Source organism: Phocaeicola fibrisolvens (assembly GCF_025567125.1).
Lineage (GTDB): Bacteria > Bacteroidota > Bacteroidia > Bacteroidales > Bacteroidaceae > Phocaeicola > Phocaeicola fibrisolvens.
This window is the reverse complement of sequence record NZ_JAOQJI010000034.1, coordinates 24,629-42,802: the sequence shown is the minus strand read 5'-3', so window position 1 is coordinate 42,802 and position 18,174 is coordinate 24,629. Positions and strand designations below refer to the sequence as shown.

General features: G+C 42.3%; 17 protein-coding genes. All 17 read right to left on the bottom strand.

Annotated elements, in window-relative coordinates:
• Positions 1-134: 134 nt before the first annotated feature.
• Genes OCV81_RS12785 through OCV81_RS12705 form a run of 17 tightly spaced genes read right to left on the bottom strand, consistent with a single transcriptional unit; the run spans position 135 to position 17,920 of the window.
• Positions 135-2,498 carry a GumC family protein gene (locus tag OCV81_RS12785; protein WP_148330315.1) on the bottom strand — a complete coding sequence of 788 codons (2,364 nt, stop codon included), beginning with the start codon at positions 2,496-2,498 and terminating at the stop codon, positions 135-137.
• A 31-nt stretch (positions 2,499-2,529) separates the two neighbouring features.
• Complete coding sequence (locus OCV81_RS12780; RefSeq protein ID WP_148330314.1) at positions 2,530-3,321, bottom strand: polysaccharide biosynthesis/export family protein; 792 nt, start codon at positions 3,319-3,321, stop codon at positions 2,530-2,532.
• A 55-nt stretch (positions 3,322-3,376) separates the two neighbouring features.
• A complete protein-coding gene (locus OCV81_RS12775) occupies positions 3,377-4,246 on the bottom strand; it encodes a phosphoenolpyruvate carboxykinase (protein ID WP_262640356.1) in 870 nt (289 codons plus the stop codon).
• A 20-nt stretch (positions 4,247-4,266) separates the two neighbouring features.
• Complete coding sequence (locus OCV81_RS12770; protein WP_148330312.1) at positions 4,267-5,397, bottom strand: nucleotidyltransferase domain-containing protein; 1,131 nt, start codon at positions 5,395-5,397, stop codon at positions 4,267-4,269.
• Complete coding sequence (locus OCV81_RS12765) at positions 5,370-5,645, bottom strand: PqqD family protein (RefSeq protein WP_239464742.1); 276 nt, start codon at positions 5,643-5,645, stop codon at positions 5,370-5,372. Before OCV81_RS12765 ends, OCV81_RS12770 begins: the two co-directional genes overlap by 28 nt.
• Positions 5,646-5,681: 36 nt before the next feature.
• The gene (locus OCV81_RS12760) at positions 5,682-6,353 is read right to left on the bottom strand and encodes a sugar transferase (protein ID WP_394802542.1); all 672 of its coding nucleotides are present in this window, start codon (positions 6,351-6,353) and stop codon (positions 5,682-5,684) included.
• The gene (locus tag OCV81_RS12755; RefSeq protein ID WP_148330311.1) at positions 6,343-7,473 is read right to left on the bottom strand and encodes a glycosyltransferase family 4 protein; all 1,131 of its coding nucleotides are present in this window, start codon (positions 7,471-7,473) and stop codon (positions 6,343-6,345) included. The genes OCV81_RS12760 and OCV81_RS12755 overlap by 11 nt, the downstream gene beginning before the upstream one ends.
• 18 nt (positions 7,474-7,491) lie before the next feature.
• Positions 7,492-8,727: a glycosyltransferase gene (locus tag OCV81_RS12750; protein ID WP_148330310.1), complete on the bottom strand. Its 1,236-nt coding sequence runs from the start codon at positions 8,725-8,727 to the stop codon at positions 7,492-7,494.
• Positions 8,724-9,863 carry a glycosyltransferase family 4 protein gene (locus tag OCV81_RS12745; RefSeq protein ID WP_148330309.1) on the bottom strand — a complete coding sequence of 380 codons (1,140 nt, stop codon included), beginning with the start codon at positions 9,861-9,863 and terminating at the stop codon, positions 8,724-8,726. Before OCV81_RS12745 ends, OCV81_RS12750 begins: the two co-directional genes overlap by 4 nt.
• Positions 9,860-11,176, bottom strand: coding sequence for a hypothetical protein (locus tag OCV81_RS12740; RefSeq protein WP_148330308.1), 1,317 nt, complete (start codon positions 11,174-11,176; stop codon positions 9,860-9,862). Before OCV81_RS12740 ends, OCV81_RS12745 begins: the two co-directional genes overlap by 4 nt.
• An 11-nt stretch (positions 11,177-11,187) precedes the next feature.
• Positions 11,188-12,165: a glycosyltransferase family 2 protein gene (locus OCV81_RS12735; protein ID WP_262640355.1), complete on the bottom strand. Its 978-nt coding sequence runs from the start codon at positions 12,163-12,165 to the stop codon at positions 11,188-11,190.
• Positions 12,166-12,177: 12 nt separating this feature from the next.
• Positions 12,178-13,050, bottom strand: a complete 873-nt coding sequence (locus OCV81_RS12730; protein WP_148330306.1) for an alpha-1,2-fucosyltransferase — start codon at positions 13,048-13,050, stop codon at positions 12,178-12,180.
• 14 nt (positions 13,051-13,064) lie between these two features.
• The gene (locus OCV81_RS12725) at positions 13,065-14,009 is read right to left on the bottom strand and encodes an acyltransferase family protein (protein WP_148330305.1); all 945 of its coding nucleotides are present in this window, start codon (positions 14,007-14,009) and stop codon (positions 13,065-13,067) included.
• Between the two features lie 20 nt (positions 14,010-14,029).
• Positions 14,030-14,962 carry a glycosyltransferase family 2 protein gene (locus OCV81_RS12720; RefSeq protein ID WP_148330304.1) on the bottom strand — a complete coding sequence of 311 codons (933 nt, stop codon included), beginning with the start codon at positions 14,960-14,962 and terminating at the stop codon, positions 14,030-14,032.
• Positions 14,963-14,985: 23 nt separating this feature from the next.
• Positions 14,986-16,608, bottom strand: coding sequence for a DUF6056 family protein (locus OCV81_RS12715; RefSeq protein WP_148330303.1), 1,623 nt, complete (start codon positions 16,606-16,608; stop codon positions 14,986-14,988).
• A 5-nt stretch (positions 16,609-16,613) separates the two neighbouring features.
• Positions 16,614-17,549, bottom strand: a complete 936-nt coding sequence (locus OCV81_RS12710) for a glycosyltransferase family 2 protein (protein WP_148330302.1) — start codon at positions 17,547-17,549, stop codon at positions 16,614-16,616.
• The gene (locus OCV81_RS12705; RefSeq protein WP_148330301.1) at positions 17,546-17,920 is read right to left on the bottom strand and encodes a GtrA family protein; all 375 of its coding nucleotides are present in this window, start codon (positions 17,918-17,920) and stop codon (positions 17,546-17,548) included. The genes OCV81_RS12710 and OCV81_RS12705 overlap by 4 nt, the downstream gene beginning before the upstream one ends.
• Positions 17,921-18,174 lie beyond the last annotated feature (254 nt).

Here is an 18,174-nt window from a genome sequence, read left to right as displayed (position 1 = left end):
TATGGTGATTCTTATTGCTTGTGGATTACACAACTTCAGAATCACGCACAAAATGAGTCATATAATAAATTAATCTATATAAAGTCTATTCTTTGTTTCTCTCATTTTTTGATTTTTACTCTCTGTTCTTTTCTTTACCTTTTCCATATTGATTTAAAAATTGAACTTTTCTTTTTCTTATGGCCGTAGCCATAACCATAGCCATAGCCGTAACCGTATCCATAGCCGTATCCATAGCCATGGCGTTCCGGATTGGCGCCATTCAATACCAAGGCCATGTTCTTCAGCTTTTTCTCCTCATACAGCTGCTCGATATCCGGAAGCTGCCGGCGATCCAGCTTGCCCGCCCGCACCACAAAGATGGTCAGGTCGGCCACACGGTTGGCAATCGTAGCATCCGCAATCAGTCCCACGGGCACATTGTCGGCAATGATATAGTCATACCGCTTGCGCAGTTCGCTTATCAGTTCGTCCAGGCGTTCATCCATCAGTAGTTCAGCCGGATTCGGAGCAACCGCACCCGAAGAAATAATATCAAATTTTTCTCCTTTCTGAATGATATCATCCACGCGGACCGTATTGTCCGACAGATAATTGGTGACGCCCACCCGGTGATGTCCCAAATGGCGGCTCAACGTACCTTTACGGATATCCAAGTCCACCATAATCACCCGTTTCTTAGTATACGCCAGACTCATAGCCAAGTTTCGTGAAATAAACGTCTTTCCGGCACCCGCATTAAAAGAAGTAAACGTGATTACCTGCATCGGTTTGTCTTTCTTGGCCAGGAAAGCCATGTTGGTACGCAAAATGCGGAAAGCCTCCGACACGATGTCGTCCCCCTGTTCTTTCACCGACATGCTGTCTTTCTTGCGGTTAGCATATTCCTTGTCCAGCGGAATTTCCCCCAAATAAGGCACACTTACCGCACCTTCCAAATCTTTCCGTCCGTGTACACGCGTATCCAGGAAAAGAATCATCAGGAAGGCAGCTCCCGGCAAGGCAATTCCCACCAGCAAGCCCAACAGCAAAATGCGGTTGCGGCTCGGAGCAATTGGTGCATTGCTACCGTCGGCACTGTCAATCACGCGCGCATTGTTGTCGGCCATGGCCTGCGACAATGCATTTTCCTCCCGGCGGTTCAGCAAGAAGAGGTAAAGGGCCTCCTTGATTTTCTGCTGACGCTCAATAGACAACATCTTGCGTTCCTTGGTCGGGATAGAAGATACCCGCACCTGCGCCTGCTGTTCCCGGCTTTGTGCGTCCCGCAGTTTCACATTGATGCTCACAATCATGTTGTCCACCGCCCGGATGATGTTCTGCTTGAGGGCCCGAAGGGAGTTGTTCAATTCTTCCACCACCGGGTTCCGTTCGCTACTGTCCGTAATCAGCTTGTCACGCTTCAGTTTGGCCACATTATATTGGTTAATCTGCGTCTCGATGTTCATGTCGCTGATACCCGTATTGGCCGGAATCAGGTCGGTTTCCTTTTTCGGGTCGGTCAGGTAATCCTTGATGTAACTGGCCAGACGGAGCTGGGTTTCAAGTTCCAGTGCATCGGTGTTGTACTTCTGCGTTTCGCTCATATACATACTAGCCGAAGAAGAGATGTCCACCACCTGGTTGTCACGCTTGAATGTTTCCAGGTTCGATTCCACATCACCGAGCTCCTGCCCGATGATGACCAAACGTTCGTTGATAAACTCGGCCGTATTTACAGCCACCTGGTTCTTGTCCTTGATGGCTTCTTCGTTATACACCGTAATCAGCATGTTCAGCACATCCTCTGCACGGGCCGCCGACGCATCCTTCATCGAGAGCGTCAGAATGGAAGACTCGTCCTCTTCCTGACGGATACCGATATTTCCCTGATAATAAGCCACCATCGCATCAATCGGCAGTTTCCGCACATGCACCTTCTGTCCCTTCCACTTGTCGCCGTAGAAGTTGGTAGCCGTCACCACGATTCTTCCCGTCGAAAGGAGAAGGGTGTCGTTCAACGCCACCGTATAACTTTCCTTGTCTTCTTTCGAGGCAAAGTCTGTAATCACCACTTGCTTTTTATTTTGTGGAATCACCGTAAAGGCCATTCCCTGTTCCTTGGTGGCATCCACAAAACTGACGCTTACTGGGGCCAAGCTGTAAAGTTCGTTCATCCGGAGCCCGTCTTTCACCTGATAGCTCACATCGGCATGCGTCCGCTGAATCACTTCCCGCAGCAGTTCCTTCGAGCGAAACTGAAGGATTTCATTTGCCACGTTCACCTTATTAATATAGTTGTCGTATCGGTCCAAACCCGCCGTACTCGTTTTGTTGGAAGGGTCTTTGATAATCACCGTAGCCGAACGGAAATACACGAAAGGTGCCCGGGCATACTTCAACCACGCCACTCCCACGCATATCACGATGGAAATCAGAAACCATTTCCATTTGGAGACCAAATACATGGTCAAATCTACCACGTTCAGGCTCTGGCTGTTCTTATTCGTTGTCTGCATCTTTTCTTAGTTTAGTTTCACACACCATTCGTTATTTTGTGGCCCACATAATGGAACAGACTGCAGTTACCAACGACAGCAAAGTCGTAACCACCTGCCATCCACGGTCCTCCGTATCTTTCTTGCGGTACTTCGGCTCCACATACACGATGTCGTTCTGCTGCAAATAGAAGCAAGGCGATTCAAACACATCCGTACTGCGCAGGTCGTGCATGAACATCTGCCGTTCGTTGCCCACTTCGCGAATTACAGCCACCCGGTCAATCCGAGCCTTCGAGGTCAAATCGCCCGCATTGGCAATGGCCTCCAGCAGAGTGACACGGTCACCGTCCACACTGAATGTGCCGTTGCGTCCCACGGCTCCCAACACCGTATATTTGAAATTCAGGAATTCAATGGAAATAATCGGGTCCTTGATATAGTTTCCTTGTACAATCCGGTCCCGGATCAGTTTTGTCACTTCGCTCACGGTCAGTCCCTCCACATGGAGTTTTCCCAGAATCGGGAAATCAATTTCTCCGTTCACATCCACACGGTACCCCTTTTCCTTTCCGGAAGCGACTCCCGAAGAAGATACATTACTTTCCGAATCAATCTGGAAGACTCCACCCTGGATGTTGAACGGGATGGCCAGTTCCGGATTCTTACAAGACACCACGATGCCCAACCGGTCGTCACGGTGTACCACCGCCTCGTGCTTCGTATCCATAGGATAACCTTCGCCCATCTGCATATCCTGCAAATAGACAAAGTTCTTGCGTGAAGCACACGAAGACAACAGCAAGGCAAACAGTAAGCTCAAAAATACAAGTTGCTTGTTCATTTCTCTCTTTTTATAATAATTGTTTTGATTTTAGTCAGACAGTTATTTTTCACAGTTATTTTCCACCGTTCCGGATGCCTTCCCGGCACACCTCCGCAGCTTCTTCTTCGGGCAGACATTCCAGTCTTCCCACCGGTACACGCTCTACTATTTGTGACAAAGTGTCATACAATCCGTCGCACAGACGCCCGTCCTGACGAATCACCGCACATCCCGGGAAAAGAGCGACAAACGCATTGACTTCCTTCAGCGGAGTAAACCGGTTGAACGGTGCCTGCACCAGCTTCACCATCCCTCCTACCGGAAAACACAGGTTCTTGTAACAGGGTGTTTTTCCACTCCACGGTGTACCGTAGGCCACGACTTTTCCGCCTTCCACACGCACCGTTGGATTGTCATCGTTCAGCAAGTCTGTCCCCCCAAAATGCTTCATCCACAAAGCCGAATGCGTACTTTTTCCCGTACCGCTTTTCCCTAGAAATAGATAGGCATATCCCTCCTGATATACTGTCGATGCATGAAGCGACACCGCTCCCTGCAGAAGCACCGCCTGCGAATACACGATTCTCAGCAGTGAAGTACAGACACAACTGACGTATGGATCCTCCCACTGAATATAGGCTACGGCAGAGGTAAAGTCACGGCTGGTTTTCATCACGTGCTGCGGACTTTGAGCGGTGTAATGCATATCGATGCGATACCCCTCTTTCTCCCTCCACAGACTCACATGGCCCAGGTCGTTGAAGCTTTCTTCCAGCAAGGCGGTCTTCTCGTCCTTCCCGGGAACCGGTCCCGACACAGCCTGCCATCTGAAAAGTAGCTTGCCCCCTTTGTCTGTTTCGCATCTGAATGGCAGGAACGAAGGCAGCAGCCGTTCAATATCCGTTTCTGCCGGAACCGACACACTGAAAACGAATCCAGCCACACAGAAAAACCATTCAGTACTCATCTCACTTGTCCCCTTACTAAGTCCATAATCGTCCAAAAGGATTCTCTTATTACAAACTTACAAGAAAATTTGACATTCTGCAAGAAAAAAAGAAAAGTTTGTAACTTTCTTTTCCATTTTTTTTGTGAAGAGCAGACTCTTTCCTCCGAATGCCAGCCGAAATTTCCTCCCCTCCACACAATTTCGGACAACGGAGTCGAATTATAATTCACTGATTTACAATATATAAATTCATCCGCTAATCCCAATTGCTCTTTCAGAAAGGCATAAAGCAGGTTGCTCCATTTGCGGATGCCCGCACGGCGGTACATCTCACAAACTTTCTCTGAATCAACCTCTTTTTCCAGCACCCGACAGGCACGCGCCATGTCGCACAACTGCCGCAGACCGACGCCCCATCCCATGGCATGTTTCATGATATGGGCATTCAGCATCAACAAGTTCAACTCCGGCGCAGGGACGGTCACCGTCCCTCCCTGATACAAGCTGACCTCACGGAAACCGGCTGTCTCTTCCAGGTGGCGAAGGTATTTCTGTGCCCACGGATTGCAGATGTCCAGCAGGCGGACGTGGTGTTCCACTTCCACTCCCCGCCATCGATAATGCACGCTGCCGTCGGCAGCCCGCTGTACCTTCACCCCTTTCCGGGCCAGCAACTCCACCGCCCGTTCACTTTCCTGCTTGTCGGGGAAATAGAAATCAATGTCGCCGCATTCCCGCCACAAAGGCTTCTCGTAGAAGAGTGCCACCCCCTGGCCTTTCTGCAGCACCACCCGCAGTCCTTCCCGGCGGAACCAGTCCTGCAGTTCCATCACCACCCGGTTCATCAAACGGTTCTTCCGTTCAATGCCGTCGACCACTGCCACCCAGCGTACCAGCACCTTTCCCGGCGGCATCCACTCGTCGGGTAAGTAACTGATACCCTGCCACACGAGTCCTGTCACCGTCTGCCGGCGGGCCAGCAGATACACCTCCTCCCATTCCGCTTCCGACAAAGGGAAAAGCGAAAGGCCATCGGGCATCTGCTCCCACAGTCCGGCACGCAGCAACGACAGCAAAGCCGCCGGCTCCCTCCGATTCCAGAAAGCTTTTTCCTTTTCTACTGCACCAGTCCGAGCTTCTTCCATTCTTCCAGTTGCCGGGTCACATCCTTCCGTGCCTGTTCCTTTCCCACTTCATATTCCTCACACAACTTGTCGGCCAGCCCTTCCACATCCAGTGCCTGTTCGCCCAGCCACTGCCATATCCGTGCCGCCGTCTCATTCAGTTCAAACACTTTCGTCATGTTCACACTTCCGTGGCAAGTATCCACAATCATATACTGACTGCCAATCTTGCGCAACTGCAAGTCCGGTTTCGGTCTCATTGTCTCCATCTTGTTTTTTGTAATCAAATTAATTCATACTATTTTTCAGAATTTCTTTCCCAGCAAAATATATGCCACCGTCAGAAAGATAATCTTCAAATCCAGCCACAACGAACGCGTAGCCAAATACTTCAAGTCCATCCGCAAGCGTTCCAGCATCTTTTCCATAGTATCCGTATAGCCGTTGTAAAGCGTAGCCGGCGAAAACAATCCCGGCCGCAGCTGATACAACAGCTCATAATCCGGATTGATGGCCCGAATCTGGTCTACGAAATATTTCCGTTCCGGGCGCGGCCCTACAAAGCTCATTTCGCCCTTCAGCACGTTCCACAACTGCGGAAGCTCGTCCAGGTGGTGTTCACGCAGGAAACGTCCCACCCGCGTCAGCCGGTCGTCCTCCTTCTGGCAAAGTTTCGGAATCCCGTCTGCTTCCGACGTCACCTTCATCGAACGGAATTTATACAGCATAAACGTCTTTCCGCGATAACCCACCCGTTCCTGCTTGAAAATGGCAGGTCCATGGTCTTCCAGCTTGATCAACGCCCCGATAACCAATATCACAGGAGAAAAGACAACCAGTCCCATCAGACTCAGCGTCACGTCAAATCCCCTTTTTACCCAACAAGCTACCGGCGACATTGCATCCTTGTAGCCCCCTTTCTTTTCAGTCGCATGGTCATTCGATAATAACATAGCTCTCACTTCTTCATTGCTCATAGTAATTCAAATAAATCTTCAAACAGTTTTCTATCATCTTTTCTTTCGTAAAGTGTTCCTGATAGCGTTTGAATGCCCCTTCCGCAAATGCTTTGTACCGACTTCCCTCGCCGGTCACCTTCCGGATAGCCTCGGCCAGTGCCCTGGCGTCTTCCGGTTCCACGTTGATGCCCGACACTCCGTCCCGGTTTACCCACGACACTCCCGACTGGGGAATCTTCGTAGCCACCACCGGCTTGCCGCACGACATGGCCTCAATCTGCACAATGGCAAAAGCCTCGGTTTTCTGCACGCTGCTCAAGCAAAACACCTCGCAAGCTCCATAATATAAAGGAAGATCTTCTTCACTAACCCTTCCCAAAAGCTCTACCTTTCCCCGTAGTCCGAGATGCTCGATCTCAGCCTCCAGTGTGTCCTTCAACGGTCCTGTTCCCCCAATCAACACCACATAGTCATCGCCCAGGTAACGGGCCGCTTCCACCAAATACTTGTATCCCTTGTAAGGAACCAGTCTTCCCAGCGAAAACACGATTTTCTTTCCTGCGTACCGTTGTTTCATCGCTTCCACTCCTTCTTCCGAGGGGCATATCCGCTCCACTCCGATGGGCAAAGCCACCGTTTTGGTCTGCACCCCCTTCAAGAAGGGAGATTCTGCCAGATACACCGGGGTAGTCCCCACAATCCGGTCCGCTCTCGCAATCAGCCACTGCTGCAACGGCTTGTAGAGTTGCAGCAAAAAGCGCTGTTTCTGGATGTCGCTGTGCCAGTGCAGGACAACCTTTCCTTTGTAGCCGGAAAGAAACAACGCCAGCGCCGCCATCGGGTCCGGATGATGCACGTGGATAATGTCGTATCCGCGGCATATCTTCCGCAGTTTGAAAATCATGGCCGGTGAAATCATCGTAGCCGCCGCTTTCAGCAACGTCTTGCAGCACATCAGCGTGGCATGTCCGTTGACTTGCGTCACACTGTCTTCCCCTTCCCAGGCCGCGCACAGCATGTCGCAGTCCACTCCGCGTTCCGACAGTCCTACCATCAAATCATACATCACTTTTTCCACCCCGCCTCTCACCGGGTAAAACTTACCTAATTGTAGAATTTTCAGTTCTTTGTTCTTCATACCAACCTTTTTGTCATATCATCCTTTTCGGATTTTCCTTTCATATAAATCCAGGTAATCCAAGTATCGGTCTTCTTTCCGGAAATGCTTCAACGCATATTCCCGGCACGGTGCCTGATAAAACGCCTTTCCCCGCCGGGTTATGGCGCGGGCCGCTTCCAGCAGCCCCCTCACGTCACCTTGTTCCACGATGCACCCCGTTTCCACGGTCACCGCTTCCACGCTTCCCCCTGTGCGATACGTCACCACCGGTGTGCCACAGGCAATCGCCTCCAGGTTCACCGTCGGATAATTATCCTGCCAGGTAGGATTGACAAAAGCCTCAGCCGCCGCATACAGCTCTGCCAGCTGACGGATATTCTCCGTCCGTGCTATTCCTACGACGTTTCCCGGCAAAAGCTTCCGCTCCTCCGGTTTCACGCCCACCAGCACAATCACTTCTTCTGCATTCAGCATGTCGGCCATCTGAATAAAGTCGTACAACCCCTTTTCACGGCTCCAGATGCTGGCCATTCCCAAAAAGATGCGCTTCCCTTCCAGCTGATACCGGCGACGGACTTCCCCGGCGTCGTACACCTGGAACACATCCGTATTGATTCCGTTGTGAATCACCTGAAAAGGATACTCCTTCAGGAACGACTGCTGCATCTCCCCCTTTATCCATTCCGAAACCGGCACGATGGTAAGCTGGTCCTTTCCCAGCCGCGTAAAGGCCTCCCGCTTGTCGGCAAAGTTCCGCCGCGAACGGTCGAACAGCCAGCTAGCCGGAAACTCCTTCTTCTGCGGACAGTCGTGACAGCCCGTTTTCCATCGGTCACATCTCGCAAATGAATAATAATAACAATGCCCTGTATACAGCCAACAGTCGTGCACCGTCCAGATTACCGGAACGCCGCTCCCGGCCAGGTAATCGAACAAAATCGGATAATTCAGGAAATACCCATGAATGTTGTGAATATGCACCACATCCGGTTGAATTTCCTCCATCCTTTTCACAAACTGCCGCGTAGCCCCTTTCGATGCCAGCCCGTGACGGTCGAACAAACGGGTTTCCACTCCATGCCAGAGCGTACTCCACTTGTTGCCCACCGGCACAATCTCCGACTGGCACTCCCGGATGCCGTCGCGTCCCTTGCTGTAAGCCATATATGTCTTCCAGCCATGCCGGGCAGCCAATTCCCCAATTTCCTGCATGATGCGGCCTGTCGATGTATTCTGCCGCAACACCGGATTTATCTGTAATAGTTTCTTCATCTTCTTGTCAGTTCTTCGAACAAACGCAGCCACCGGGCCATCACCGCCTGTTCCGAATACGTATCTACCACCGCTTTTGCATTCTCCGAAAGCATTTTCCGATAATCGTCATCCGCCATCACTTCCATCATGGCATCCGCCAATCCGTCCACGTCCCCGTTGTGCACCAACAGACCGTTTTCTCCCTGACGGATGATATCCTTTGGTCCACATTTAAAGTCAAACGACACCACCGGCAATCCGCAAGCCATCGCTTCAATCATCACCATCGGAAACCCTTCGTAGTTCGAACTCATCACCAGCAGGTCACTCTTCACATACTCCTCACCAATCTGTTTTGTAGGACGATTGATTCGTGCGGCGGATTGTAAACCTGCCTTATTTATCATCTGCTGAAGCATCTCCTGCCATTCCCCCTGTCCGAAAATATCCAGTGTCCAGTCCTTGAACCGCCCCGTAGACTGCACCCTCTGCCAGGCCTGAATCAGTCGGTCGAACCCCTTCTGGTAATCCAACCGTCCCACCGCAATGACCCGTTTGTTTTCTACGTCAGAATAACGGTCGCTCACGTGCATGGCCGCATTGGGAATCACCTCGATATTCGGCAGATTTCCCCAGTAGCCCCGGTCCTCATTGGTCAGCACCACAAACTTGTCAAACCGACGGACAATCCGTTCATCCTGTCGGGTACGCCAGCGGTCAATCCAACCAATAATGCCACTACGTCCATACTGCAAACGAAAATATTTGTTGAAGTGCAATTCCAGTACCTTCTTGCTGCCATCCTTTATTTCCGGAATAAAAGACGACTCCGACGGATAAAGCGACACCACGATGTCCGGGCTTTCCCTTTCCAGCAAGGCCGTCAGTTTCCGTTTGTGCTCCTTCCTCTTGCGGAGGTATCCCACAATTTTCTTCCAGGTCCCCTTGTCATTATCCTCCGAATAATTAATCCCCAAATCCGTCATCCGCACCTTTTCCGGAAACGGATAAAAAGGAGGACGCTGATGCTGGTCGGTAGTCACCACAGAGACCTCCCATCCCGGAAGCTGAGAAAAGTACGTTACCTTATTTAAAAGTACACGTTCCATCCCGCCAGGATTGTATGTGGAATGAGTGCAATAAATGATTTTCATACCATACCAATTTTAGACTCTGACAATCTATATTCTTCTGCCTCTTTTTCCTCTTCCAAACTGACGCACAAGAAAATAGCAAAAACAAGGAAAATATCTGTAGAAACCTTAAACCATCCTATATAATTCACCAGCAATATCATTAAAAACATCATCTTATATCCTTTGAAGCGATTTATACAGATTAATGCAGCTTTCAACATAAAACCAATAAATACAAGAGTTCCTGTCACACCAAAATAAAAGATATAACGCAGATAACCAATATCTGTATCCATATAATATCCACCATAAGTAGGTCCTATATAATAAGGATCAGCATAAGAACCTATACTAGGATTTGCAGCATATCCATCCCCAATAATCCATGTATGCCAAGTTTCTGGAAATACGACCATTGATTTCAATAATATATCATTTGAAGAAACTTCCCATTTTCCTGTTTCCCAAAGGGAAAAAAATCCTTCAAATGCAAAACGTAAATTCTTATAAAAGGTTGTATCTGTATTATACAAGTATATAACGAAAGGTAAAACCACACACAATATTCCACCTAGCCAAATCCACAATCTCTTATTTTCTGTGTACTGACGCAGTATAAAACTTGAATAGCACCAATAGATTAATGCTAAAATAACTCCTAATGTTGTTGTACGAGACATCATATTCCCAATAACAGCAATTACCAAAAAAGATAATATATATATTATAACTTTCTTTTCACTCATTTGGCTCGTTTTAGACAATAAATAACCTATCATTACAGATACTGCAGCGAAGCGAAGACCCGCTACATCCAAAGCTGCACCAATTCCATACAGTCGCCCCTCTGTTTTTCCCATAAATCCTTCTCCTCCAAGAAAACCATCTACGAAATCTCGCAAGGGATGATACACGTCCATCATAAAAGCAATTATACATTGGGCTACACAGACCGCAATTAAATGGTTGCATACCAATTCAACAGACACATGAGCATAAACCATTTTCAACCATCTTATGACAGTATATGCTCCCCCCATCCAAACCCACATAGATATAAAATAGGTCAAAAAAGAATCATCTTTTGTTTCATTTACTGTCATAGTTATCAAACTAATTAAAGATATAGCAAATGCCAATAAAGATAAAAAGAAGAAGTCTCGGTCTATCTTTCCCATCCCTTGCTGTGCCAGCCTTTTTCCTAATATAATCAAACCCACCCCAGCTAACATCATTTTTGTATTAATCCCTGGTAAAAAAAGAAATTCAAAAGGGAAAAAATACATGGACGTAATTATGACGGAAAATATATTTATCAAAATTCTATTCATACTACTATAAATTATCTATATAAGATTCCATATACTACACGACATACCAATTGATAATACAACCACACCAACCAATATTGATTCTTCCAAGCAAACCATTGCAGCATACGATTCCGAGAGGATATATTTTTATTCCGCAAAATATACTGATTTGCTTCTGGATACCATTCCTTCCATAGCTTGTATAGCTTTGTATCCCCAATAATCAAGAAAGGAAATTTTGCCTCCAACTTCAGAAAAGCAATTTCTTGGTCCAAAGAACTACCATAAATTGCTTGAAGCATTTCTGTCGTTCTGGTTACATTATGCTTTAATTCTTCCCAATAACGAGTAGAATGAGCCTGACTATAAGACGATGTATTCATCTTTACATAATGATAAAAAGCCTTAGGCACATAGGCAACCTTTTTTGCATAGGCAAAGAGACACATCATCGTCATATCCTCTCCCATTCCATATCCGGCAGGAAACAAAATATGGTTATCCGTGTACAAACTGCGTTTCACCAATTTATTCCAGACATTATATTTCATTCCTCCCCCTAACATGGCTTTTAACGCCGCCTCAGGTGTATCAAAAGAAGGTTGCTTCATGTATCTCTCATTCTTTTCAAACGAAAGATACCAATCACACCATACAATATCCGCTTCTTTCTCCTTCGCTGCACAATACAAAGTCTCTAGCATATCCGGCTCCACAAAATCATCACTGTCACAATGAAAAATATATTCTCCTTGTGCCAAACCTAATCCCGTATTTCTAGCAGCAGGCAATCCCTTGTTTATCTCATGCGTGGCTATTGTCACTTTCTTTTCCGGATGAGAATCTAATACATTCTGAAGCATTTCCATACTATGGTCTGGAGTCGCATCATTCACAAAAATATATTCCACTCCCTCCAATGTCTGTGCCATCAATGATTCAGCACAGCGAGATATAAACTTTTCTACCTTATATATAGGAATAATTACCGATACTTTATATTCCATAGATCTCTTCATTTATACAGCCAACCAATCTCTGCAAAGCGTCCTTTCTGAAGTAAATTCTTCACAACTCCCTGGACTAAACCACACTTTAGGACCAATGACAATTTTCCCAGAATGAGTATTTAAAAACGCACTCCACCAACTGTAGGTACTGTTCGAAATGATATTGTGTTTACACACACTCATCAACTGCATGTCAAAATGACTTCCCCAACCACTGGGCGGGTTTCCTTCCACCAGCGTATATTCCATGTCTTTAAAATTTTCCTTTACCCATTCCGGATTATCCGTAAAGACATAAAATTTCGGATTGCTCACCTTATTCATTATCACCTCCACAGCTTTTTTATAATAATCTACCGGACAAGTATTCCGATACCACACCCGCTGCATATAGTCTTTTCCTTTCCGGACATGTATGGCCACCGACTCACAAGCTTCCATCTCTCTTTCGAGCTTCTGATTCCTTTCATCGACAAAAGGCTGGAATGTGAAACAACGTTTCACCTCCTCTTCCACGTCCTCTACCATCTTCGCATTTTGAAATACACCAATTATATATTGACTTTTTCTGCTATTGACAGGCAACTCTGCATCAAAAGCAGTCGGCATACTTACTACTCCAGAAAGGAACGGTAAATAGTTCCTACGAATTTTCGAAAAAAGATCCGTTCCTCCTCCTAATCTAAAAACCTCTAAAGAGGATGCCTGCACAATCTTAGCTTCAGGAAAGATATCATTCCATGCTACTTTCTCATGAGCCAATTTTGCAGACTGATAAAAATCTACCTGCACATCATATCCCTTTTGTTTCAAAAAAAGATAATAGCTATACTGAAACATCCGATTGGCTAATCCGCAGGCCATATTCACAATCACTTTCATGACAATTACTCCATTTATTTTCCGTACATAATCTTATGTAAAAACGGATAGGTTTCTATCACTTTCTGAATTCCTATACACACTAAGGCAATACTCAAAGATAGAAGCAACAGCCCTACAAATTGAGTTAATAAATTACATTCATTCACTATTCCCGCAACAAAAGGGATATGAATAAGAAAAAAGTGACAAAGGTAAATACCTAATGTATACCTTCCTATAAACCCTAATATAGGAAATATTTTATAACCCTTTAATTCGCACATAGAAAAGAACTTTAACAATGCAAGACTAGCACAAATAGATAAAGGAAATTGTAACCAAACTCTATTTGGATCTCCCATTGTTGTTTCTCCATAATCAAAATAACCAGAGAACAAACAAAATACTAAAAAGAATAACGAATAAAAAATTGGTTTTAGTCTTGTCAAACAATTATACTTCTGAAAATAAAATCCAATCACATACATTAAAAAATATGATATAGGAATACGTTTAACCCCAAAAATAAAAAGAGAAGTAATCCCTATAATCACTAATGGATATAAATATCTGTTTAAATATTTCTTATCATCAATATATAAAACGATATCCCATATAACCACAATGACAAACAACACATTTAGAAACCAATATCCTGAGATTTGAGTAAGTCCTAGCTCATACTTACGTGAAAAGAAATATGGTATTATTACTGTCCACGCAATAGAAGGCACAATTAATGAACAAAATCTACAATATATTTTTTTACAGAACTCAAACACCGTCGAAGAATTTTTGTTATGAATTCCTCTAGCACATCCACTAATAAAGAAGAATAACGGCATATGAAAACTATAAATAATATCAAACAATCTATTATTTAATCCAGACTGGAAATTAAACTGTATCAAATGCCCGACAATGACCAATAATATAGCAAAGCCTCTTGTATAATCTAAATATACTATTCTAGACATCAATATGATTTACAATAAATTTACCTAAACTTATTAATTAACCATCTACCTTTCCCTTTTATAAATTTCTCTAGAATCAAGAACAAACGTAAAAATGGAATATGAATAGCATTCATTATCATAGAATCTTTTCCAGACAAAGAATAATTTCTACATTCATTTTCCAGTTCTATCACCCATTTACTCTTATAATCTACCGAATAGCATAAACCTATCATACCTCCTAAATAAACTATTCTCCATTTTAAATAAGCGATTTTTGCCTGCTCATCAACTAAATTCATTTTATCCATAATATCTGCCACCTCACTTAACATAGCCATTTCATATTCATATGACTTTCGATGAGATTTCTGAACACTAGCAGGATTATTTTCATTATAAATGTATTTCCTTTCAGAACAAAGCCGTATCTTACTTTTTACCATACATAATATACGCAACTGACATATAAAGTCTTCTCCCACCTTGAATTGAGCTGGTACAGACAGTGCATAATCATTCAGTAAATTACGCCTATAAAGCTTCCCCCATAATGCTAAAAGTTGAAATTTAAATAATAACTGTATATATTCCTGCGCATTATAACTTGCATTTATTGGGCTCTCAAATACTACAATATCAATATCATTCGCAATATATGAATACATACATTCCAATGCATCTGGAGCTACCATATCATCTGCATCTATAAAACAAACCCACTCACCATTAGCTACACGTACTCCTTCAGCTCGCGCTTTCATTACACCACTATTTTTTTGATGTATTACATTTATCCTTTTATCTTGTTTCTGATAATCATCACATATCTTTCCAGAGTTATCCTTACTTCCATCATCTACAAGAATTATTTGAATATCGTTTAAAGTTTGCGCTAATATACTATTTACACAAGAAGGTAAGTATTTTTCAGCATTATAGACAGGTACTACAATTGATATTTTAGGCATACTTCTTATAATTTTAAAAGTAATTATTCATTAAGAGAAACGCGTTGGATTTTGTAAGAACGCTCATTTAGAAGATAATATCTAAAAGAATGATTATCAAAATAAGATGAAATCTGTGTCTCTCTAGTATTTATTTTATCATGATTTAATACCAATCGCTTTATTTTCCCTAATACAGTAGATGGCATATAATATTCTTTAAAGGAGTCAACCGCTGTATCTATAGAATCCCTTACCACAAAATATTTATATTGTTTACTATAATAATACCCATCAACATTGTATTTCTCATAGTTCTCCACAATCTTCTTTTTATTTTCACATAAAACAGCTGTTACCAATCGACTATTCTCTCCATTTGATAAATAATTCGAAAATGAAAGGTACATCCATTTTTCACTAAAATCTAATCTTTGCGTAAACCTACTTCCAAAATAATTCCCATTCAACTTCCGAATATGATCCCAATATTCTGGAAATACAATAGTTTTTTCAATTACAGGCTGCTTATATAAAGCTTCAAGTGTATCATAAGCAAATGCTCTGTTATTATAAATAGGTACATAAAAAGCACAAAACAAAATGATAAAAAACGAATTTATCCATCTATAACGATGTTCTATAAAGTTAGAGCAGCACTTATAAAGTAATTTAATTATTAAAATCAAAGAGAACAATTCAATGCACGTAACTTGACGCTCCCCTGAAAATATAACCAAAGAAACCATTACACAAAAAAGAATTGTTAAGACATAGATTTTATTTCGTGAAATAAATTTTATAAAATCAGATTTACTTTTAATCAATAATACCAACAATGAAAAACACAATATTACAAATAATTTAGCATTAAAAATAACCTGTGAAAAATGTGACAACAGTTTTAACAGAGTAAATCCACCTTCTAAATTATTAACCTCCCCTAACCTTACAAAATTTCCAGGCGCAAAAGTAACAATCAATGTTCCTAACCAAAATCCTACGACAACATAAAACACAGAATTTTTGAACTCTTTAATGTGAAAACAATAATAAAAAAATAAAGCGGCACTTATACCTAATGAGAAACTCTCTTGTAAACTACCAACAAATAAACCGACAAAAAAAATCAGCATCTTTGTTGTTATATTGTAAGCTTTCTTGTTGTTTACAATAATTTTAAATAATATCATAAAATAAATTATGGCACATGCAGTCCACAAGTAATTAATACACATAGCAATGGACCCCAACCATATCATACCGGGACAAGGCATAAACAAAAACAACACAAAAGCAATCAAATACTTATCAATATTTCTTCTTCCCGATTCATTCCTTATCAATTTTAATACACCATAAACAAACAAAACAAATATCAAAGCATTTATAACTCTAAACCATTCTACTCCTAATTTTCCACAGAAATAAGCCGTCAAAGTATGGACTATAAATCTACCATTATGCGTCATATAATCATGAGCTTGAAAAACAATCGCATCTTTCAAAGAATTGACGACTTTTAGTTTCCCAATGCCTTCATCATAAAAGAATCTATAAGAATAGTCATCTGCTATAAAAGGACTAAATCTATCTAACAGATAAAAAGCTATAAATACAATAATAAAAAACACTAAGTCTTGACGCGCAATCTTTACATTATTCATCTTTATCATTTTTTTTCACCATTATATTCTCGAACTATGTAAACAGGGCGATGCTTTGACTCATTAAATACCCTCCCTAAATATTCACCTAAGATTCCTATGGACAATAGCTGAATACCACCTAGAAAAAGTATTAATACTACCAATGTTGGAAATCCCTGGATTGGATCACCCCAAATCAACGCTTTAATAAAATGAAAAAGCATTAATACAAAAGAAAAAATTGCAATTATAAATCCTAATATTGAAGAAAAGCGTAAAGGTGTCGTCGTAAAAGACGTTATACCTTCTATTGCTAAATTAAAAAGACTCCAATAATTCCAAGTTGATTTACCAGCCACCCTATCCTTCTGTTCAAAATCCACAGATGTTTTTTTAAAGCCAATCCAACAAAACATTCCTTTTGTATATCTTTCAGATTCTCTTAAAGACTTAAGTGCTTCAATACAGCATCTATCTAATAATCTAAAATCTCCAACATTTTGTAGAATTTCAATTCTCGTCGTTTTCTGCAATAATGAATAAAACAATAATGACGCTCTTTTCCTAATCCATGATTCCTTTCCTCGTGTTATCCTTTTAGCATAAACATCCTCATATCCTTCTTCCCATTTTTCCAACATCTTCAAGATTACGTGTGGTGGATGTTGCAAGTCTGCATCCATAATCACCATACAATCTCCCGTAACATAATCAAAACCTGCTAACATGGCATTTTCTTTTCCAAAATTTCTAGATAAATCCACGTACGATATTCTCATGTCTTTTCGACGTAAATCTTTGATAACAGATAGAGTATTATCACAGGATCCATCATTTATGAATAGAACTTCCCAGTCATAAGAATCACACAAATTCATGACTTTTACCAATTCTGAGTAAAGCATCGGTAATGAAGCCTCTTCATTGTAACAAGGTACTAATATAGATATTTTCTTCATAATTTTTTTGTCTTAAATACGAATCGAACTAACAAAAAATTAATCGGTATTACGATTAAATATACAGGAATAGGTGCATAATTTTTTCCAACTCCCATCCATATAAAAAAGGAAAGGAAAAAAAGATGCAAAATATAATTAACCAAGTGACAAAAAATAAAACCTATACCTTTTTTTATTGTCGCTTTTGATTTAAAAGTAAATACACTCGTTAAATAAAAATTAAATATAAAACTTACAACATATCCAATAGAATAAGCAAGCCACACCAAAATTAATTGGTTCAACAATAAATATACCCCATAGTGAATGCCTGTAGCTAAAGTACCTACTATGCAGAAACGTATAATTTCTTGATACTTGTGTAACATCTTTTCAAAATATTATAGACCTTCAATATCGCCAAATAACAATGTCAACATAAAAGTGATTAATAAAAAACAGCTAAGTAATTAATATTACACCATTTACAATATAATAAATAATACCGTAAAAATGTTAACATAAAAAATTCTTTATAATAAAGAACAATTTACTTTCTATCAATGACAACCTGATAATAATATCATAAAAACAACAAAAATAAAAGTATAGCAATATAACAGAAAGCGACAACATGACCACC